The sequence below is a fragment of the Chryseobacterium sp. CP-77 genome, assembly GCF_036362765.1.
GTDB lineage: Bacteria > Bacteroidota > Bacteroidia > Flavobacteriales > Weeksellaceae > Chryseobacterium > Chryseobacterium cupriresistens.
This window is the reverse complement of sequence record NZ_CP143637.1, coordinates 5,073,349-5,093,906: the sequence shown is the minus strand read 5'-3', so window position 1 is coordinate 5,093,906 and position 20,558 is coordinate 5,073,349. Positions and strand designations below refer to the sequence as shown.

General features: G+C 36.7%; 15 protein-coding genes. 5 read left to right on the top strand and 10 right to left on the bottom strand.

The window, feature by feature from the left end; genetic code table 11:
• Positions 1–125 precede the first annotated feature (125 nt).
• From V0410_RS22820 to V0410_RS22810, 3 genes are all read right to left on the bottom strand, one after another.
• Entirely contained in the window at positions 126–878 is a 753-nt protein-coding gene (locus tag V0410_RS22820) for a polysaccharide deacetylase (RefSeq protein WP_330745760.1), read from the bottom strand.
• Between the two features lie 84 nt (positions 879–962).
• On the bottom strand, positions 963–1,928 hold the full coding sequence (locus tag V0410_RS22815) for an NAD-dependent epimerase/dehydratase family protein (protein WP_110009408.1): 966 nt from the start codon (positions 1,926–1,928) through the stop codon (positions 963–965).
• A gap of 103 nt (positions 1,929–2,031) precedes the next feature.
• Positions 2,032–4,944, bottom strand: coding sequence for a TonB-dependent receptor plug domain-containing protein (locus V0410_RS22810; RefSeq protein ID WP_330745759.1), 2,913 nt, complete (start codon positions 4,942–4,944; stop codon positions 2,032–2,034).
• A 233-nt stretch (positions 4,945–5,177) separates the two neighbouring features.
• On the opposite strand from V0410_RS22810, the gene ggt reads away from it, so the two are divergent.
• Together ggt and V0410_RS22800 are read left to right on the top strand one after the other, a co-directional pair.
• Entirely contained in the window at positions 5,178–6,866 is a 1,689-nt protein-coding gene (gene ggt / locus V0410_RS22805) for a gamma-glutamyltransferase (protein ID WP_330745758.1), read from the top strand.
• A gap of 170 nt (positions 6,867–7,036) precedes the next feature.
• Positions 7,037–8,317: a dicarboxylate/amino acid:cation symporter gene (locus V0410_RS22800; protein WP_330745757.1), complete on the top strand. Its 1,281-nt coding sequence runs from the start codon at positions 7,037–7,039 to the stop codon at positions 8,315–8,317.
• Between the two features lie 158 nt (positions 8,318–8,475).
• On the opposite strand, the gene V0410_RS22795 is transcribed toward V0410_RS22800, so the two are convergent.
• The 7 genes from V0410_RS22795 to gyrB form a co-directional block, all read right to left on the bottom strand.
• Complete coding sequence (locus V0410_RS22795) at positions 8,476–9,327, bottom strand: diacylglycerol/lipid kinase family protein (RefSeq protein WP_110009412.1); 852 nt, start codon at positions 9,325–9,327, stop codon at positions 8,476–8,478.
• A gap of 43 nt (positions 9,328–9,370) precedes the next feature.
• On the bottom strand, positions 9,371–10,195 hold the full coding sequence (locus V0410_RS22790) for an RsiV family protein (protein WP_227943929.1): 825 nt from the start codon (positions 10,193–10,195) through the stop codon (positions 9,371–9,373).
• Positions 10,196–10,286: 91 nt separating this feature from the next.
• Positions 10,287–12,224: a DUF3857 domain-containing protein gene (locus V0410_RS22785; protein ID WP_330745756.1), complete on the bottom strand. Its 1,938-nt coding sequence runs from the start codon at positions 12,222–12,224 to the stop codon at positions 10,287–10,289.
• A gap of 2 nt (positions 12,225–12,226) precedes the next feature.
• Positions 12,227–14,119, bottom strand: coding sequence for a DUF3857 domain-containing protein (locus V0410_RS22780; RefSeq protein WP_330745755.1), 1,893 nt, complete (start codon positions 14,117–14,119; stop codon positions 12,227–12,229).
• 50 nt (positions 14,120–14,169) lie between these two features.
• On the bottom strand, positions 14,170–14,481 hold the full coding sequence (locus tag V0410_RS22775; protein ID WP_330745754.1) for a hypothetical protein: 312 nt from the start codon (positions 14,479–14,481) through the stop codon (positions 14,170–14,172).
• 507 nt (positions 14,482–14,988) lie between these two features.
• On the bottom strand, positions 14,989–15,411 hold the full coding sequence (locus V0410_RS22770) for a DUF5684 domain-containing protein (RefSeq protein ID WP_330745753.1): 423 nt from the start codon (positions 15,409–15,411) through the stop codon (positions 14,989–14,991).
• Between the two features lie 81 nt (positions 15,412–15,492).
• Positions 15,493–17,427, bottom strand: a complete 1,935-nt coding sequence (gyrB, locus tag V0410_RS22765) for a DNA topoisomerase (ATP-hydrolyzing) subunit B (protein WP_227943933.1) — start codon at positions 17,425–17,427, stop codon at positions 15,493–15,495.
• 234 nt (positions 17,428–17,661) lie between these two features.
• Between gyrB and V0410_RS22760 the strand changes: the two genes are divergently transcribed.
• The 3 genes from V0410_RS22760 to V0410_RS22750 are packed head-to-tail and all read left to right on the top strand — an operon-like array spanning position 17,662 to position 20,526.
• Positions 17,662–19,005, top strand: coding sequence for a cytochrome ubiquinol oxidase subunit I (locus V0410_RS22760; protein WP_227943934.1), 1,344 nt, complete (start codon positions 17,662–17,664; stop codon positions 19,003–19,005).
• Complete coding sequence (locus V0410_RS22755; RefSeq protein WP_330745752.1) at positions 19,002–20,006, top strand: cytochrome d ubiquinol oxidase subunit II; 1,005 nt, start codon at positions 19,002–19,004, stop codon at positions 20,004–20,006. Before V0410_RS22760 ends, V0410_RS22755 begins: the two co-directional genes overlap by 4 nt.
• 4 nt (positions 20,007–20,010) lie before the next feature.
• Positions 20,011–20,526, top strand: a complete 516-nt coding sequence (locus tag V0410_RS22750) for a ClbS/DfsB family four-helix bundle protein (protein ID WP_330745751.1) — start codon at positions 20,011–20,013, stop codon at positions 20,524–20,526.
• Positions 20,527–20,558: the final 32 nt, after the last annotated feature.

The following is a 20,558-nucleotide window of genomic DNA, read 5'->3' as shown; positions in this document are numbered from 1 at the left end:
AGATTCGGAGTGCGGGTTATTAGTAGCGAATTGTTTGGTTGTGAGTTCGTTTATTTCGTTACATGCTACACAAAACATTAAACCTTGAATTCTTTCCCTACTCCCTGCAACCTATCACCTGCAACCTAAAAAATATAATCTTTCATACGGGAAGTGGCCATTTCCCTGTCGTTAAGAAAAGTAAGGAGGGCATCTAATTTGTCCTCCATTTTTTTGCCCGAAAATAAGCTTCGGTAAAAAGGAATATCAAAACGGTATTTCTTGAAATCCGTAAACTGCCATGTATTCAGGTAGATCAGCACAAATTCTTCATTCTGCAAAGTTTCCAGCACCATATTCTGATAGTACTTCATCGGCAGAATCTGAAATACAAAATCATTATAGGGAAGCTGACTGTACGGAGAGATACTTTCCGGGACAATGCTCAGTCCGTCTTCCTCTGTAATTACAGTATCTCTTCTAAGTCTTTTGAAAGGAAAAAGAATATTGGCATTATCAATATTGGAGACATAATTGAATTCCATCATCTTCAAAATTTCCTGGGAAACTTTTACATCTTTCTGACGGATTCCTCTGATTTGTTTTTCCAGAAGATCCTGAATATTCTTCTTGGCATTTTCAATTTCTTCAGGATTTGAACCTTTGTTATAAAAAGCAATTTCATGCCCTTTGGATGAAATTGCTTTTATTAAATGATGAAGTTTTTCAGTAAGAGAAACCTCTACAAAAAAACTTGATTTGACATCATGAATATCTAAAATTCTCAGAATCGCTCTGGTATTATCTTCAGTGATTTTTAATCGCTCTTCATCAGAAATTTGAGAGCCGTTTTTTACTCCGGCTTCAATACAAGTGATGTTAAAAGTCAATAATACCATTTAAATTAAAATTTATATAAATTCTATAAAATATTAAAAATCAGACGTTAAAGATATTTTTAATTAAAGTATTACTTTATATTATTAATCCTTTGCTAATTTTACCTTCAGATTCTTAATCATATCTTTTGTCATTTCAGAAATTCCGAAATCATACGTCAGACCCCAGTCTTTTTTAGCTACGGAATCGTCAATGGATGCCGGCCATGAATCAGCAATTGCCTGTCTGAAATCCGGGTTATAATCGATTGTAAAATCCGGAATTTCTTTTGTGATTTCTTCCGCCAGTTCTTTTGGAGTAAATGACATTCCGCCCAAATTATAAGAAGAACGAACCGTTAAACTTTCTTTAGGAGCTTCCATCAATTTCAAGGTTGCATTGATAGCATCATCCATATACAACATCGGCATTCCTGTATTCTCCGAAATGAAACTTGTATACTTTCCGTCTTCAATTGCTTTGTAGAAAATCTCAACAGCATAGTCGGTTGTTCCACCTCCCGCAGGAGTCTTCCATGAAATCAATCCAGGATATCTGATACTTCTTACATCCACACCATATTTATCGAAATAGTACTCACACCACTTCTCCCCTGCCATTTTGGAGATTCCGTAAACGGTTGTTGGGTTCAGCACTACATCCTGTCCTACGTCATGCTTTGGAATTCCTTTCCCAAATACAGCGATTGAACTTGGCCAGAAGATCTTTTTAAGAAGTCCTTCTTTTGCCATTTCACAAAAATGAAGCAGCGGTTCAAGATTCAACTTCCACGCAAAAATTGGCTGCTTTTCCGAAGTCCCGGATAAAAGCGAAGCAAGGTGGTACACTGTCGTAATATCGTAATCTTTGATCACCTGTCTTACCAATTGGGTATTGGTAACATCCATTCTTTCATAGTGTCCGGCAGAGGTAATTCCCTCCTGCCATCTGTCCAATCCTGAGGCAACTACGTTTTCCGCTCCGTGGATTTCAACAAGTCTGTTCGTTAATTCGGTACCAATTTGTCCCAAGGCACCTGTAATCAGTATTCTTTCCGTATAGGATTCCATTTTTCAGATTTTTTTTAGAATTGTACAAAAGTAAAAAAAACATGTCAACCATAATAAAAAAGGTATACTTTCGTACACCTTTTTATATTCCCTAAGCTTGTAATTAAAAAGTAAGATTTACTCTGGCAAAAAGAAATCTTCCGTTCATTCCGAACTGAGAAACATTTCTCGAGTATACAAACTGATTCTGATTAGAAAGATCGATAGTAGATGTATTGACATACACAAGGTTACCGGAAGCATCCAGAGAAGGAGTTTTTACCGTTGCCGGGCCGTAGTTTTTATCAGGATAAATGTCAAACAAATTATTCGCCCCGATTGTCAGTTTAAAGTTTTTATTAAAATTATATCCGAAAGACAGGTCGGTAATTATTTTTCCTCCCCAAACCGGATGTTCAGTAGCGACAGCCTGGCCGTTAATGATTTCTCCGCTTACAATTCCATCTCCGTTAGCATCCATCGTATTAGGGTCGGTAACTTTTCCGAAATAAACATTTCTTAGCAGCACACTGAATTTATTAATTTCAAGGGCATTATTCAGGGAAGCTTTGAACCTCGGGATAGCTTCTTCAAGGTAAACACGGCTGGATTCCGAATAATACCTGTTGATCTGCCCGGCATTGATTAAAATATCAGAACCATGTATATCGCCTATCTTGTTCGTCTTTGACACCGTAACTGCAAAATCAGAATTCAAAGCTACCGACTGAGAAAACCTTGCTTTGTGTGAAATCACCCCTTCAATACCCTTAGTCTGAGTGTCAATCGCATTCGCGAAGAAAGTGGCAGCATTTGCATTGGCTTTATCAAAGGCAGTCTGTAATTTAGCAAGATCACTTCCCGCCGGATAGGTTCCTGACGGTCTTGAAAACTGATCTGTTAAGACCACCCTGTTTTTAATCTTAATGTAATAACCGTCTACTGTGAATGTAAGATTCGCCTGTGGAATTTTAGCCGTAAAACCGGCAGAATAACTCACCGACTCTTCCTGTTTCAATTGTGGAATTCCAAGAATACGTGCTACATCAGAATCATTAGAAAACGTACCTACTTCATATGCTGTTCCGCCCACAAACTGTGTCGCTGTAGCATTAAAATAAATCTGCTGTAAGGAAGGAGCTCTGAATCCTGTGGAATGTGCCGCCCGCAGATTGATATGATCCGTCAGCTTATATCTTGTTGCCAGCTTATAGTTGAATGTAGAACCAAAGTCTGAATAGTTTTCATACCTCAAAGCAGCACTCACCAACCATTTATCGGTAACATCCAGCTCCGTATCCACATAAGCAGCTACGGAATGTCTTCCTTTATTTAAAGCATTTTCAGGACGAAAACCAGGGAATACCTGAGCTCCTCCGGGCCTGACACTAGTAATCGACCCTGGATTATTTGGACCAATTGGAAGATTAGGATTTGGGGGAGTATAAACTCCAAAAAAATCTGTAGGTTTCAAGCGAGGGTCTATTCCTGGAGTCTGTATATTTCCGTTAATATCATAAAGAGCCCATGAAGCTTCTTCACCATTTTCTATTTTGTATTTTTCAAACCTCATTTCTCCTCCAAAGGCAATATTAAATCCTTTTAACCAGTCTAACTTTGTATCGAAATCTGCATTGATGGTATTTTGAGAGAATCCCAAACCTCCTGCATTAAACTCTCTTTTACCAGGATACAGCATGGATGCATTGGCCGTATTTTTTATTGTATAGTCAAAAGTATTGCTTCCGTAAGTGTTACTGATATCATAATTAATATTTCCTAATTTTCCTTTAAATCCTGCTGCAAAAGAGAGATCTATAACGTCAGAAGCAATTTCCGGTAAAAAACCATTAGGATATATTGACGTTGAAGTTCTGTTTTGATTAGGTCTTCTGTAAAACCCTGCCGCATTGCCTGCTCTGTAGGAGATTCCTCCAAAAGCATATCCGCGGACTGTTGAGGACAGATCAAATTCGGAGTTCATAAAAAACTGACCGGATCCTAACCTGGACTGCCCCACCCTCATATTAAAGTCGTCTCTTGTTAACCCTCTGTAGGCAAGTTCATTTTCAGTTACATCACCCTTCAGTAGATTCTGCAGGGCTGTAATTGTATTTGCCGACTGAATATCAGCCTGCTGTGCAGCAGTAAAATAGTTTACATTTGGGGCATACTGATGTATATAATCTATGATTTGCTGCGTATTGGGAGTGTTATTGATATTCCCGAAAAGAGCAGAAATATTCACTCCATTTTCTAATGCCCTTTGCTCAATAGCATTATATGCATTAAAAATATCACCTGTCGCCGACTTGGCTCTTCTGGTATCATTTCTGTTCAGAAAGCTTGCCGTAAAATTGACGAACCCATTATTACCAATTTTAGTTCCGTAATTAAGATCAAGCTGATATTTCTCTCCATCCCATCCTCCGGTATGATCATTAGCTCCTTTCGAATTAAATCCACCTCCCATAATTGCTGCGCTAAATGCATTGGTATTCTTCTTCATGATCACATTAATAACTCCGGCAATTGCATCAGAGCCATATTGTGCTGAAGCCCCGTCCCTCAATACTTCCAGCCTTTCAATAGCAAAAGCAGGAATAGCATTCAGATCGGTCCCTACAGACCCTCTACCCGGAGAACCGTTGATATTAACCAGTGATGAAGTATGCCTTCTTTTTCCATTAAGTAAAACAAGTACCTGATCCGGCCCGAGCCCTCTCAATTGAGCTGGATCAACATGATCTGTACCATCTGCTACAGTTGTTGAATTGGAAGTAAAAGAAGGCGCAGCATAGTTTAAGATCTGATTAAGATCGGTTTGCGGACTTAGTACAGATTGTGATCCAATATTGATAACATCCACAGGAACGGGTGTATCGGTTGCAACTCGGCTTTTATTTCTGGATCCTACAGTAATTTTAACTTCATCTACTGCCTTTACTTTTATAGAATCTTTCGTTTGTGCATTTAGGCTGGCTGACACAAAGACCAAGGTTCCCAAAAAGATAATTTTCTGGTAATTTTTTTTCATGTATTTTTTTTTCAAATGTAATGATTCAAATTTTAAAAAATGAAAATAATATCATAAAAAATCCAAATTAATTAAATATTATACAATGAAATTAAATAAATAAACACATAAACAGAATAAAATTTAAAAAATATTAACAAATACAAAAAGTAAAGTATAATTTTCATATTCATAATAAAAACAACCATTTACGCAAAAAAATCAATAATTTTGTTGTAAGAAAAAACAATCATATGAAGAAGATTTTAATTGCTTCGATGCTTTTGGCTGCACAGATCAGCTGGGCACAATTTACTGACATCAATATTATCAAAGAAGTACAGGTAAAAAAGAAAGGTGTTGTAGTCTCTGCACATCCGTTAGCCAGTGAAGCAGGAGCCAAAATCTTAAAGATGGGCGGAAATGCCTACGATGCTGTTACCGCAACACAATATGCCCTTGCTGTTGTGTATCCGCAGGCCGGAAACATCGGTGGCGGAGGATTTCTGGTAGGTGTAAAAAATAATGGTGAAAAATTCACACTGGATTACAGGGAAACAGCTCCGAAAAAGGCTTCCCGTGACATGTATATTGATAAAAAAGGAAAGGCAGATACAGATTTATCCCAGAACGGCAGACTTGCAGTAGGCATCCCGGGAAGCGTAGCAGGTTTTTTTGCTACGTTGAAATACTGTAAACTTCCTATGGAAAAGATTATTCAGCCCGCCATTGATCTTGCTGAAAAAGGATTTGCCATCACAGATAAAGAGGCAGAAATGCTGAATAACCAAAGGGAAAAATTCCAGAAACATAATAAATCTTCCATCATTTTCGTGAAGGATACCCCATGGAAAGCCGGAGATCTATTGGTTCAAAAAGATTTAGCTGAAACTTTGAAACTGATCCAGAAACAGGGAGCTAAAGGTTTTTATGAAGGAAAAACAGCTGAACTTTTAGTTGCTGAAATGAAAAGAGGGAACGGAATTATCACATTGGAAGATCTTAAAAACTATAAAGTTGCTGAGAGAAAAGCATTGGAATTTGATTACAAAGGAAATGATGTTGTCACCATGCCTTTACCATCAAGCGGCGGAGTACTACTTGCCCAGATGCTCAGAATGGCCAGTTTTGAAAACCTTGAAAAATATCAGCAGAACTCAACAAAAGCAGTTCAGATTATGGCTGAAGCAGAAAGAAGAGCGTTCGCAGACAGGGCTGAATATATGGGTGACCCGGATTTTATTCAGGACAAGACCTCTTACCTGATCTCTGATGATTATCTGAAAGGAAGATGGAAAAGCTTTAGTTTTGACAAAGCGACACCAAGTGCAGAAGTCGGTAAAATCATAGCACAACCGAAAGAATCGATGCAGACCACGCATATTTCCGTATTGGATAAGGATGGAAATGCAGCTTCTGTAACCACGACTCTTAACGGATATTACGGAAGTAAAGTTTTAGTTACGGGAGCAGGATTCTTTTTAAATAATGAGATGGATGACTTTTCAATCAAACCCGGAGTCCCGAATATGTTCGGAGCTGTGGGTGGAGAGGCCAATTCAATACAGCCCAACAAGAGAATGCTTTCTTCAATGACGCCAACGATTATTCTTAAGAATGGAAAACCTTTTATGGTTGTGGGAACTCCCGGAGGCACTACAATACCGACTTCAGTATACCAATCCATTGTGAATGTGGTTGATTTTAAACTCAATGCAAATATGTCGGTCAATGCACCAAAATTCCACCACCAGTGGCTTCCTGAAACCATAACGGTTGAAAATAATTTTCCGGAAAGTACTATTTCTGAACTGAAAAGTAAGAATTACGTCATTGAAAAAACGAAATACATCGGAAAAACAGAAATGATTGTTCTTGATGAAAACGGAAATATCCATGCTGTGGCAGACGGCCGTGGAGATGATTCTGTAGCAGTGGAATAAACTATATATTAATATACAGAAATAGAGTCAGGGCTTCATTCTTCGAATGAAGCCCTGACTTTTTAATCAATCTATCAAATAAGCTCAACAGATTCTTTTGAATGACTTTTGTCATGTTTTCAGATAAATTTTCTTAATTTTCGCCCTTAAAAAAACAAAACGACTGTTCTTTGAAAGCAAAAAAAATACACAATCAGCTTTATTTCCAGGTGATTATCGCCATCATTGCGGGTATTCTTCTTGGGAAATTTTACCCTGAATTGGGAGAAAAGATGAAACCATTGGGGGATGGATTCATCAAATTGGTAAAAATGATTATCGCTCCGGTAATTTTTATTACGCTTACTTTAGGAATTGCCCACATGACCGATTTGAAAAAAGTAGGCAGAATTGCAATCAAAGCAATGATCTATTTTTTTACCTTTTCAACCCTTGCTCTTATCATCGGATTAGTGGTAGGAAATATTCTGCAGCCGGGACATGGTTTGAACATTGATCCTGCTACCCTTTCGGGTGATGTTTCACAATACCAGGCAAAAGCTCATGAATCTACTCTTACGGGTTTTATTATGAATATTATTCCGGAGACCTTGTTCAGCCCTCTGGTGGGTGATAATATCCTACAGGTTCTTCTGGTGGCTATTTTAATGGGAGTTGCTTTGGTTTTAACAAAAGAAAAGAGCCAGAAAGTAACTGATTTTCTACAGGATCTGTCGACTCCGGTATTTAAAATCGTCCATATGCTCATGAAGCTTGCCCCGATAGGAGCTTTCGGTGCTATGGCCTTTACCATCGGAAAATATGGACTTCACTCTGTACTGAATCTTATATTCCTGGTAGGGACCTTTTATATCACGTCTATCCTTTTTGTGGTCCTGGTACTGGGAGCGGTGGCATGGTATAACGGATTTAATATTTTCAAACTTCTTTTTTATCTTAAGGAAGAGCTTCTTCTCGTTCTGGGCACAAGCTCTTCAGAGTCTGCCCTTCCTGGAATTATGGAAAAACTTGAAAAAGCCGGCTGCTCACGGGCTATTGTAGGCCTTGTAGTTCCTACCGGATATTCTTTCAATCTTGACGGAACAAATATTTATATGACACTGGCCTCTCTCTTTATTGCACAGGCATTAAATATTCATCTTCCTCTCGAAAAGCAACTGATGCTTCTTTTGGTAGCCATGTTAAGTTCAAAAGGCGCAGCTGGTGTTACAGGGGCCGGGTTTGTTACGCTTGCAGCAACGCTGGCCGTAGTTCCTGAAATTCCGATTGCAGGAATGACTTTAATTCTTGGAATTGATAAGTTCATGAGTGAATGCCGTGCATTAACGAATGTCATTGGAAATTCTGTAGCTACAGTTGTAGTGGCCAACTGGGAAAAACAACTTGATAAAAAGCAACTTCAATACTGTCTGGAACATCCGTCTGAAGTGGAAAAGAAACTGGAAGTGTAGATAGGTGGCAGATGGCATGTTTTAGGCTGCTGGGAATAGGGATAGAATTCAAGGTTCAAAGTTGTTTGTAAAACATAACTCGAAATAAACCGAACTCGCAGCCAAACAACCAGCAACTGGTAAACCTGAAACAGATTAACCCGCACCAGTAACCGGCTTTAAATCAAAATGTTCAAACTTGAAGGCTGTACTTTAACATGAATCGGTGATTTTATCTTATTGAATTCACCGTCAAGATGCCAGTTTTTGGTATTGACTTTAAATGATATTTCAGAAACCGGAAGATAGGTTACATATTCATCATCTTTCAGTCTTTTGGTAAACATCCTGAAAGCAAAGAGCGCAGAATACGTTAAAGGAAACTTTTTCACCAAAACCATGTCAACCAGCCCGTCACTTTTACTGGCTTTTGGTGCAATATAGGCGTTGTTACCAAACTGCCGGGTATTGGCAATGTTCATCATCAGATATCTTCCGTTATACTGCTGATATTCCTCATCAAAAAACTTTACTTTGATCGGCTTGTAATTGAAGAAGGTTTTCAGAGAAACTTTGATATAGTTTTTGAATCCACGGCTTGTTTTTTCAAACTCTTTAACTACTTTACCGTCAAAACCTGTTCCCGAAACATTGATGGAAAGCCTGTCGTTCACGGTAAATGTATCGATCTTCCTGGAATTTTTTGCTTTTATTTTTTCTAAAAGTTCATCCAGATTTTTACTGAATTGTGTTTCATTGGAAAAACCGTTTCCTGAACCTGCCGGGAAAATGGCGAGAATTTTCTCTGTATTAATAAGGTTCCTGGCTACTGTAGAAATGGTACCATCCCCTCCTATTGCCACAAAAATATCTACCTTTCCGAAGTGAGACTGGATAAATTCATCTGTCCCGGGAATAGATTCTGACACATAATACAGAGGATTGTTAACCTTTGCTTTAAGTTCGTTCAAAAACGGCTGATAGTTTTTTTTGGCCGAAAAAGGATTGATAATAAAAGCTACTTTGTCCATTACCGCAAAATTAAAAAATGCTTCCTGAACTGGAAGCATTAATTTACTTAATTTTCATTCTTTCTTTAAATTCTGCATTTAATGTGCCTTTCAGGTCTTCCCATGAAACCGGAATGGTAATATCTCCGGCAGCGAATGCAGCAATTTCATAAGGACTGTAGTGAAAATACAGGTTTTTATCATCAAAATAAAAGTTATCAGATGCCGGAATTTTATCCACTAAAAGCATTTCTGAGTTTTTCACTTCTCCGTCACCATCCATCGTACCACTATTCATTTTATCGATATTCTTCATCAGAATGGCTTCAATTTTATTTTTAGGCATTGAAGTAATGTCTTTTAATTCTAATTTTTTGCTGTTTTTCAGATCAAAAACCCTTTCGGAAAATCCGTAATTATCATGTGCTCCACCTTCATATCCGCTTCCCACATATTGGATATGCATATAACCGTTGGTGTTGGAAATAAGATTCATATGTGAGCTTGAATACCAGTTTTGAGCATACGTAACATCTGATGCCCAGTCTTTATTATCATTTTTTACAGAATTGAAATAACTATTTTTTTCATTATCCAGATAAGCCTGAAGACCGGCTTTGGAAAAGTCTTTAATTTTTTCATTCTGGAAATAGATGCTGTCCAGTAGTTTTTTATCTTTTAAAGAAGGGAAAACCAACAGTTTTGAAGTGTAGCTCACTTTTAAGGAGTCTGTAATTTTTGTAGAATCATTGACTTTCACAGAGTCCACTACAAATTCTTCAGTTGCTTTATTTTCTGTTTTTTCTGCTTGCCCTGCCTTTTCATTTTTTTTACAGGCCGTAACTGCCAGGAAAGAAGATAATGCTATAACAGCAATCGTATTTTTCATAATTTATTTTTTGAGTATATATACAAAAACCATTCAAAAGATGAATGGTTTTGGAAAAAAATATATTTTTTTACTCAGATTACGTCAGCCATTACTTTTTAACAAGACTGATTACCTGGTTTTCAAATTTTGAAGCGACGCCCCAGATTTGTTTAAATGCAGGATAATACTCTTTCGGATAATCTGAACTGTTAACTTTTGTGGTGGTCGTTACCTCCAGCTTATTTCCTTTTTGTACGATAGAATAGGTGTATTCTATTTCTTTATCTTCTGTAACAATCTTTTTTTCTTTAGGCATTTCCTCAATCACATATCCTTCCGGAATTTCAAGAGTTACTTTTTTTATTTTGGTAGAAGGTGATCCAAAATCGATGGGGTATTTTCTGACTTCAGTCTGATCAAATTCATTGGAACTTTTACTTAAAAACAACATTGGATTAAGAATCATTTTTTTTCCTATTTTATCAATAAGGTCCGTTGAAGAAAACTTCATAGTACTTTCAAACTCACCATTTTCCAATACTTTAGAATCAATATCAATAAAATCCATTGAAAAATTTTCTTTATACTGCTTTTTATATTTTTCAGGGTTTTCATCATAATCATCCTTAACATACATTGCAAATACACCGGTATCTCTGTCAGAATAAGCACCGAAAACGCTGCCATCTTCATTAATTTTCGCATTTACGGTAAGGAAGGTATTTCCCGGCTTAGTATTTTCCATCTGAAGTTGAACTGCTTTATCCTTACCAAGCAAAATACCAAATTGATTCCAGTCTCTTAAAGGAAGTTCGTTCATGGAAGACTGTTTTGAAGTAGCATCAAAAGTTTGAATAGCGCCTGCTGTTTCTACAGCTGCCAGTACAAAATTTGTGTTACTGACGTTGGGAGATACAATATTAATAAGGCCATTCTCTACAGTCGAAATAATTAATGGGTCTGCTTTAATGTTTACTTCACGAAGAAGCATTACTAAGAAAAGATTCATTTCTGCTGCATTCCCAGTTTTGGTTTCAATCATTTTTTTGATTCCCTCTTCTGTATAGATTCCTTTATCTTTATTCCAAGTAAATGTTTTCTGAACATATCTGAATATGGCATTTGCTTTTTCAAGGTCTGTTTTCATATCAGCTATTCCCGCCGGCATATTTTCTTTAGCCAGTTTTGTTTTTTTAAGCTCACCTCCAAAATCATTATTATCATAAAGTCTTTTCCTGATCTGTTCCCAGGAAGATGAATACAGTTTAAGTTCTCCAAAATTGGTGGAATGAAGTTCAGCACTGATTTTTGTACGGAAGTTTCTGCTATTTCTTACGAACTTCTCTGTTTTAAAACCTTTCACATTTTCAAAGCCGAACCTGTATGTTCTATATTGGGCACCATACAATGTCCTGTCTGAGACCTCGTTATATTTAGGAGTAAGGCCACCTGTATAATTAATATTATAGGAAATGCTCACTGGAGTATCCATAACATATTCTGTGTAAAGTGATGGAGTATCCATCTCAATAACTATTTCAGGAATTGTATAAAGGAACGCAAATGGTGTGATCACTTCATACTGGTATTCCAATACCGATCCGTCTTTAACATTGGGAAAAGCAAATTTGGTAACCGTTGTATTTTTATTTTCCTTACTTTTATATTTGGAACTTTTTTCAACCTTTACCGGCATCACCTTTCCCCCTTCCAGATTATAAGTATAGGCCTTGAATTTGTTTAATGACTCATGTTCATTGACTCCTGTATAAAGTGGAACTTCTACATTTAATAAGTCTTCTGCATTATCTTTTTTGTATATTTTTATTCTGTAAATATACTCTCTGTGCAGATCACCTGTAGTCGCGTCTACTCTGAAATGTATGGATCTGTACAAAATTTCAGCTGGCGCATTTTCATCCAATAAAGACTTAGCTTTGGATAAATCTGCTTCTGAAAATTTTGGAGCATCTAGAAACTCATGTTTTTGAGCTTTAATAACTACGAGGTTTGCAGAGCAAACCAGTAATAATACTATTTTTTTCATCATTATGCTTTTGTAATTAAAATTTTTGAATTGTCCATGTTTATTGTTTTCTTGATAAAGTTTACATATTCATTATATTTTTCTTTTGGATAGGCTCCTTTATTTATTTGTATTTTTCTTTTCACAATAATTTCTTCTCCATTCTTTACAAAATTTAAAGTATAGAACCCATATTCAGATTTGAGGTTAATATTTTCGGGAGTCTCTTCTATTTTATATCCATTGGGAAGGCTGAAACTGATTTCATATTCGTCTTCATAAGACTGCCCGATTTCAAAAGGAAGCTCTCGGCTTTCATCCGTTTTATGGATTGCCTCATTATATATAGGAACCGCTCTGAATATTAAGCTGTTCCCAACTTTCTTCGCATAATGAATTGCTTTAAAATCAATGTCATAGGTTATAAAAGCTTTGTCTCTATTATTGACAAAGTTTTTCATCTCTACTTTTTCAAAGTTTAAAATATCCAAAGATCTTTTCACAGCATCATTTCTTTCTTTAGGGCTAAAACCGGTAAATACTAAATTATAATCATATTGATATCCTGTGTAATGAAAGTTTCCTTCACCTTGAATACTGTTATCCTCTCCTACCTTGATTTTCAGGATTTGCTTTTCTTTATTCTGCTCGGCAGAATATACAGGAGTATTGATCAGTTCTATTCCATTTTTTTTAACTGAAAGCACATTTCGGTCTGTTGTGTTAAAACCCAGATGGTTGAATGCAATTTGCTGGGATGTATTCTCAAGCCAGATATTACCTTTTTCTGTGGGTACCATTAAAATAGCATGATTTCCTCCCATTCTAGGAAAGTCCGGATCAAAAGATATCTGAGAAGCTCCGGAATTAATCACACAATAATAAGAAGGTACTCCTGCTTCATCAAGAAGCGTTTTCATATAATTGGTAAGACCTTTACAGTCTCCGTATCCTTTTTTGTCAACTTCCTCTGGAAGCATTGGAAGCCACCCACCTATTCCCAGCCCCACATAGATATATCTGGTCTTATTCTGCATATATTGATAAATCGTCTTTATTTTATCCTCCACAGATCCTTGTAAGTTTAAAGCTGCAATTTCAGCTTTGATGACCGGAGTAGAAACGGCTACAGGTTCTACAAGGTTATTATAATACCATGTACCAAAATCTGTCCAGTTTGTCAAAGTACCCTGTTTTCCTGCCAGATTAAATTTCGCCAGAGAGAAGCTTACTTTCGGCAAAATTTTGACAGGTTGCGGGAGTAAAGCAATATCATCAATAGCAGGAACGTTCTTATATGTATATATCTTTTCATTGATACTGCTGCTTTCTGTAACTGATGCATAGTTAAACTTTGATGGATAAGTTTTCGTTCTAAGTTCTATCCCGGATGTATTGATAATTTTAAACTCTGCTTCTTCCAAAGATGTATTGGTAGAATAGAAAGGTACAAAGTCAGGAATAAAAACGGTATTTTTATCTGATATCTCATAAGAGAAATCTATCGTATAGGGATATTCAGTTGGCGTATAATTAAAAACCATAATTCTGCTATCAGAATAAAAAATTCCATGACGGTTATTGGCAAAATCACCAAAATCTGATTTCGAATAACTTTTTACTTTCTTTCCTGATTCATTATAGATTGTAACTTTTACATCAGAAATACTGTTTCCTTTATCATAAGGGATATAAGCAACTGCTTTATCATCACCATCTTTATTCAAAACAGTCTTTACTGTATTAATCTGATATTTTATTTCATCAATCTTATTAATATTCACAGTAGTAAGATCTTTTCGGACTACCAGATTAGCGTTTTTCTTTAAATTCTCAGGAATTGCAGAAGCTGGATAACTCTGTGCTAAATAGAATGAGGCAGTAGATAAGGCCCCTAAAATTAAAATTTTCATCATTACTGCTAATTGTAAATAAATTTTTAAAATTTTGTTTATTTTTTATCAAGCTAATTACCTGATTTCTTTTTCAGAGATAGCTTTCCAAATTTGTTTAAAAAAAGGATAATATCTTCTGAACGTTTTTTGTCATAGATTTTAATTTTTGAATAGCATTCTTTTCCCAAAGAATTATCATTCGTAATGTGATATCGAGTACTATTGTCGAGAATCTCAGCGGGAGTGTCATTTTCTATCAATGAATAAGATTTCTTCAGATCAGCTTCGTCAAAAACAGGTGGAGAGAGGAATTTATGCTGTGCAAAAAATATATTAAACATAAAACAGCTCCCTGCTACAGTAAGTTTAGTATTAATTTTCATCAATATCATATTTTTCAAAATTCTCAGGAATGGCAGAGGCAGGATAGCTCTGTGCGAAATATAATGAGGCGGTAGATAAAGCCCCCAGTACTAATATTTTCATCATCGTTATTAATATTATACAAAAATAATAAAATCTTAATAACTGTTAAAAAAAATATAAAAGGCTTCAACATGTGAAGCCTTCAACCTAATACTTAAAAAGTACAGTTTTTAATGTACCTATAAGGTAATGAACACATTATCAACTTTTCATTGCTTATTTCTGAAAAGTTATAACAGAATATTTATATTCATTCTATATTGAAATAAGAATATATATTCTGTAACATGAAGGGATAAACTTCATATTGTCTGCACTCAAATTTATAATAATTTACAATCCATATGATTCAAATACTGTAGAATTAATAATAAAGGGAAGTACAATTAATTCTACAACTTTATAGATGATCAATAAAAAAAGACTTCATTGCTGAAGTCTTTTAATTTTTTTCTTTCTATTTATTAATCATTCGGGACCAGCTTACTGTCAAAACGGTCACTTCCCAATCCCAATACAGGAATAAAAATAAACCCGAAAAGGAGAATGAGAATGGTGTACAGAGGTGTATCTTTTGCAAAGCCTTTGGCAAGTCTGTCATATACCACCCAGCATGCATAAATGTTTACCAGTGGAATAAAGAAAAGAATGATCCACCAAATCGGTTTTTTCACAATTTCCAGTAATACAATAGTGTTGTAAATAGGAATAAAGGCAGCCCACGCATCTTGTCTTCCTGCTTTCTGGAAAATTTTGTACATGCAATATCCATAGAATATATAGCAAATCAGTCCGAAGAACATTGTTCCGATCCCTAATCCTGCAGCAACTGCACCAGAAGCCGCATCTGCTCCGTTGTAAGGGTCTGTTTGTAAAAGAGTTAACATATTATTGTTTTTTTGGTTTATCCAAATATAAAAAAAGCTTCTAAATAATCAGAAGCTTTTTTATTATATTTTTAAAAAGGTTTATGCATCAATTTTTGCATATTTCGCATTTTTCTCGATAAATTCTCTTCTTGGCGGAACTTCATCTCCCATCAGCATTGAGAAAATACTGTCTGCTTCCACTGCATTATCAATGGTTACCTGCTTCAGAATTCTGTGTTCAGGATTCAATGTAGTTTCCCACAGCTGTTCAGGGTTCATCTCTCCAAGACCTTTGTAACGTTGTACCTCTACTCCTTTTCCGTCCGGAGACATTTCTAAAGTAAATTCCTCACGCTCTTTTTCGTTATAAGCATATACTTTTTTGTTTCCTTTCTTTAAAAGATATAAAGGTGGTTGAGCGATATAGATATAACCATTCTCAATAAGTTCCTTCATATATCTGAAGAAGAAAGTAAGAATCAGTGTTGAAATGTGAGATCCGTCAATATCGGCATCGGTCATAATTACGATCTTGTGGTATCTTAATTTTGCCAGGTTCAATGCTTTGCTGTCTTCCTCAGTTCCCACAGAAACCCCAAGAGCAGTATAGATATTTCTGATCTCTTCATTATCATATACTTTGTGAAGCATAGATTTCTCTACGTTCAGAATTTTACCTCTTAACGGAAGGATAGCCTGGAAATGTCTGTCTCTTCCCTGCTTAGCCGTACCCCCTGCGGAATCTCCCTCTACAAGGAAGATTTCAGATTCTGCCGGATCTTTTGATGAACAGTCTGATAATTTCCCTGGAAGACCGGAACCTCCCATCGGAGATTTTCTCTGAACCATTTCACGGGCTTTTTTTGCAGCCTGTCTTGCTTTTGCAGCCAAAACCACCTTCTGAACGATCTGTTTCGCTTCATTTGGGTTCTCTTCAAGGAAATTGGTAAGCATTTCCCCTACAATTTTATCTACAGCCCCGGAAACTTCAGAGTTTCCTAATTTTGTTTTAGTCTGTCCTTCAAACTGAGGTTCCATTACTTTTACAGAAACTACAGCTGTTAATCCTTCACGGAAATCATCTCCTGTAACTTCTACTTTCTCTTTCTGTGGAATTCCTAAATCATCAGCATATTTTTTAAGGGTTCTCGTCAAAGCACGTCTGAAACCTGCAAGGTGAGTTCCTCCTTCATGAGTGTTGATGTTGTTGACGTAAGAGTGAAGATTTTCGTTGAAAGAAGTGTTGTAACGCATTGCCACTTCTACAGGAATATCGTCTCTTTCTCCTTCCATGAAAATTACGTGTTCCATGATAGATTCACGGTTGCCATCAATATAAGCAACGAATTCTTTTAATCCGCCTTCAGAATGAAAAACTTCTGAACGGAAAGATCCGTCTTCCAGTTTTTCTCTTTCATCCGTTAAAGTAATGGTAATTCCTTTATTAAGATAAGAAAGCTCTCTTAAACGGCTTGCTAATGTATCGTAATTATAAATTAGTTCTGTAAAGATGGTATCATCCGGCTGGAAAAACTGCTTGGTACCTCTTTTTTCGCTGTGACCAATCTCCTCAACACCTGTCTGGGCTTTTCCTCTTGAATAAATCTGCTGGTAAACGTTTCCGTCTCTGTAAACCGTAGTGATCATCTCATTGGAAAGAGCATTCACACACGAAACCCCAACTCCGTGAAGACCTCCTGAAACCTTATAAGAGTCTTTGTCAAACTTACCTCCGGCTCCAATTTTTGTCATTACCACTTCAAGGGCAGATTTCTGCTCTTTTTCGTGGAAATCAACCGGGATACCTCTACCGTTATCACTTACCTCAATTCCGTTTCCTTCCTTGATGCTAACGAAGATCGTGTCGCAGTACCCTGCCAATGCCTCGTCAATAGAGTTATCTACTACTTCATAAACCAAGTGGTGAAGTCCTCTGACTCCTACATCACCAATGTACATTGAAGGACGCATACGAACGTGTTCCATTCCTTCCAATGCCTGAATACTACTAGCTGTATATTGTTTTTGACTCATATTAAAAATTAAAAATCCTGCTATATGCAAAGACTCACAAATATCGTGATTTTTTTCGAGGTATGAAAGTTAAAAAGTGTCAAAAAAATGTGGAGTTTTCTTTAGAAAAGCATAAGGATTGGTAAGCCGGTAAAAGAAACAAAATTAAAATGTATTGATGAGATAGCAACTGTTGTAAATCATATTCAACATCAATAATTTATGCTTAAATTTATTAACTGAAAAGTTGAACTTATGGATGATTTTATCGCAGCACGCGCTCAGATGGCACTTTCCCTGGGCTTTCATATCATATTCTCCTGTGTGGGTATGGTGATGCCTTTTCTGATGGCTTTTGCCCATTGGAAATACCTAAAGACCAATAATGAAGTATACAAAGGACTGACAAAAGCATGGAGCAAAGGCGTGGCTATCCTTTTTGCAACGGGAGCCGTTTCAGGAACGATGCTTTCTTTTGAACTTGGGCTTCTATGGCCAGGGTTTATGAAACATGCAGGTCCGATTTTCGGGATGCCTTTTTCTCTGGAAGGAACGGCCTTTTTCATCGAAGCGATTGCCATTGGCTTCTTTTTATATGGATGGGAAAGATTCAATAAATGGTTTCACTGGTTCTGCGGATTTCTTGTAGGAGTAAGCGGGCTGGCTTCCGGGATTCTTGTAGTAGCGGCCAATTCCTGGATGAACTCTCCTACCGGTTTCGATTATATCAATGGACAGTATCTTAATATAGATCCTATCAAAGCGATGTTTAATGATGCATGGTTTCCGCAGGCTCTTCATATGACCGTTGCTGCGTTTTGTGCAACAGGATTTGCTGTAGCAGGAGTACACGCTTTTATGATTATGCGAAAAAGAAATATTGAATTCCATACCAAAGCTTTTAGAATTGCCGTAGGTTTTGCCTTGATCGGAGCATTCGGAGCACCTTTAAGTGGAGATGTTGCTGCAAAATCGGTGGCAGAAAGACAACCTATCAAACTGGCAGCTATGGAAGCTCATTTTGAAACTGAAAAAGGGGCTTCATTTGTGATTGGAGGAATTCCTGATGAAGAAAAAGAAGAAGTGAAATATGCAGTGAAAATTCCAAAAGTTTTGAGTTTTCTGGTGAGTAATGATTTTAATTCTGAAGTAAAAGGTCTTAAGGATTTCCCTAGAGATGAATGGCCTCCGATTGCTGTGGTTCATTATGCTTTTCAGATTATGATTTTCTTCGGTGTGGTGATGATTGTTATCGGAGCTGTCTATTTATATGCCTTCTTCTTCAAAAAAGAATGGCTGAATAAAAACTGGTTATTAAAAACCTTTTTAATCGCAACACCTTTTGGATATATTGCTCTGGAAGCGGGATGGACGGTAACAGAAGTCGGAAGACAGCCCTGGATTATTTATGGAATTATGAGGACAGCAGATGCGGTAACTCCTATGCCGGGAATACAGTATTCATTCTATTTCTTCACGGCTATTTTCGTATCATTATCATTGATCCTTGTTTTCCTTTTAAAGAGACAGATTCAAATGGTACCGAAGCTTTACGATCCTACCGATGCTCAGTTTAACGATAAAAACAAAAAATCATGATTTACATTGTAATAGGTTTTCTCTGGCTATCCATCTGTCTTTATATTATTCTGGGAGGAGCTGACTTTGGAGCAGGTATTGTAGAAATGTTCACCAATAAAAAAGTCCGCCATAAAACCCATGAGATTATGTATGAATCTATTGCTCCTGTTTGGGAAGCCAATCACATGTGGCTTATCATTGCGATTGTAATTCTCTTCGTTGGTTTTCCTGAGATTTATACCACCATGTCAACCTACCTTCATATTCCTTTAGTACTGATGCTTTTAGGAATTATTGCAAGAGGAACAGCTTTTACGTTCAGGCATTATGATGCTGTGAAAGACAATTGGCAGGTTTTATACACTCATATTTTCTACTACGCAAGCCTTTTAACACCTTTCTTTTTGGGATTAATAGCTGCTGCTACGGTTTCACATTCTATCAATCCTGATGCTGTAGGTTTTCTGGATTTGTATGTATTCAGCTGGCTGAACTGGTTTGGGGTTTCCGTAGGTTTATTTACGGTAGCGCTTTGTGCTTACCTGGCATCTATTTTTTCATTAAGAGAAACGCGTGATAAGGCAGATCTTTTATTAATGATCAGAAAATCCAAGCAGACAATGATCTTCGTGGTAATTACAGGTATTTTGGTATTTGTGACCGCTTATATTTCAGACATTCCCCTTTTGATGTGGGTATTTTCTAAACCTTTGGGTATTATGGCGATTGCTTTTGCTACGATAGCTTTATTGCTTATTTTAAGAGCGATGAACCGTCAAAAACTACTTCCCGTACGTGCTTTGGCAGGATTCCAGATGGTGATGATTTTAGTAGCGGCAACGTATCAGCATAATCCGGATATTATTTTATTAGGAAACGGACAGCATCTTTCATTACTGGAACATATGGCTCCTGAAAAAACTATCGCTGCATTGGGATGGGCATTGATGCTGGGATCACTATTTATTCTTCCTTTCTTATTTTATCTGATGGCTTCTTTCAGTAAGTTAAGAAAATAAATATATGCAGACTTATAAAGACAAAACAGAACTCATTGAAGAGCTAAAGAAAAGATATCTTCTCTATGATCAGGAATTTAATGATATCAAAGAAGAGGACAAAGATCTTTTGCAGCCGGGAGTTGATAAAACTCCATCACAAAATATTTCCTATCAATTGGGTTGGACTCACCTCCTTTTACAATGGGAATCTGATGAAAGCAAAGGAATTGAAGTAAAAACGCCCACTCCTGAATACAAATGGAATAACCTGGGAGGATTGTACCAGTCTTTTTATAATGAATATGGTTCTCATACTTTACAAGAACAAAGAGAACTGCTTCGAAATCACGTGGATGAAATTATCAACTGGATAGAAAACCTTAGTGATGACACACTATTCACTCCCGGACGGAGAAAATGGGCAACGACTCCCGCCCAGTGGCCGGTTTGGAAATGGATTCATATCAATACCGTAGCTCCCTTTAAAAACTTCAGGGCACAGCTCCGGAAATGGAAAAAAGAAAAAGGTACAGCATAGTTCTGTACCTTTTATATTATATTTAGATCTTC

What these genes read in the sequence shown, in the direction of transcription:
- V0410_RS22820 (WP_330745760.1), bottom strand. Translation starts at nt 878, where the DNA reads ATGGTATTATTGACTTTTAACATCACTTGTATTGAAGCCGGAGTAAAA.
- V0410_RS22815 (WP_110009408.1), bottom strand. Translation starts at nt 1,928, where the DNA reads ATGGAATCCTATACGGAAAGAATACTGATTACAGGTGCCTTGGGACAA.
- V0410_RS22810 (WP_330745759.1), bottom strand. Translation starts at nt 4,944, where the DNA reads ATGAAAAAAAATTACCAGAAAATTATCTTTTTGGGAACCTTGGTCTTT.
- ggt (WP_330745758.1), top strand. Translation starts at nt 5,178, where the DNA reads ATGAAGAAGATTTTAATTGCTTCGATGCTTTTGGCTGCACAGATCAGC.
- V0410_RS22795 (WP_110009412.1), bottom strand. Translation starts at nt 9,327, where the DNA reads ATGGACAAAGTAGCTTTTATTATCAATCCTTTTTCGGCCAAAAAAAAC.
- V0410_RS22790 (WP_227943929.1), bottom strand. Translation starts at nt 10,195, where the DNA reads ATGAAAAATACGATTGCTGTTATAGCATTATCTTCTTTCCTGGCAGTT.
- V0410_RS22785 (WP_330745756.1), bottom strand. Translation starts at nt 12,224, where the DNA reads ATGAAAAAAATAGTATTATTACTGGTTTGCTCTGCAAACCTCGTAGTT.
- V0410_RS22780 (WP_330745755.1), bottom strand. Translation starts at nt 14,119, where the DNA reads ATGATGAAAATTTTAATTTTAGGGGCCTTATCTACTGCCTCATTCTAT.
- V0410_RS22775 (WP_330745754.1), bottom strand. Translation starts at nt 14,481, where the DNA reads ATGAAAATTAATACTAAACTTACTGTAGCAGGGAGCTGTTTTATGTTT.
- V0410_RS22770 (WP_330745753.1), bottom strand. Translation starts at nt 15,411, where the DNA reads ATGTTAACTCTTTTACAAACAGACCCTTACAACGGAGCAGATGCGGCT.
- gyrB (WP_227943933.1), bottom strand. Translation starts at nt 17,427, where the DNA reads ATGAGTCAAAAACAATATACAGCTAGTAGTATTCAGGCATTGGAAGGA.
- V0410_RS22760 (WP_227943934.1), top strand. Translation starts at nt 17,662, where the DNA reads ATGGATGATTTTATCGCAGCACGCGCTCAGATGGCACTTTCCCTGGGC.
- V0410_RS22755 (WP_330745752.1), top strand. Translation starts at nt 19,002, where the DNA reads ATGATTTACATTGTAATAGGTTTTCTCTGGCTATCCATCTGTCTTTAT.
- V0410_RS22750 (WP_330745751.1), top strand. Translation starts at nt 20,011, where the DNA reads ATGCAGACTTATAAAGACAAAACAGAACTCATTGAAGAGCTAAAGAAA.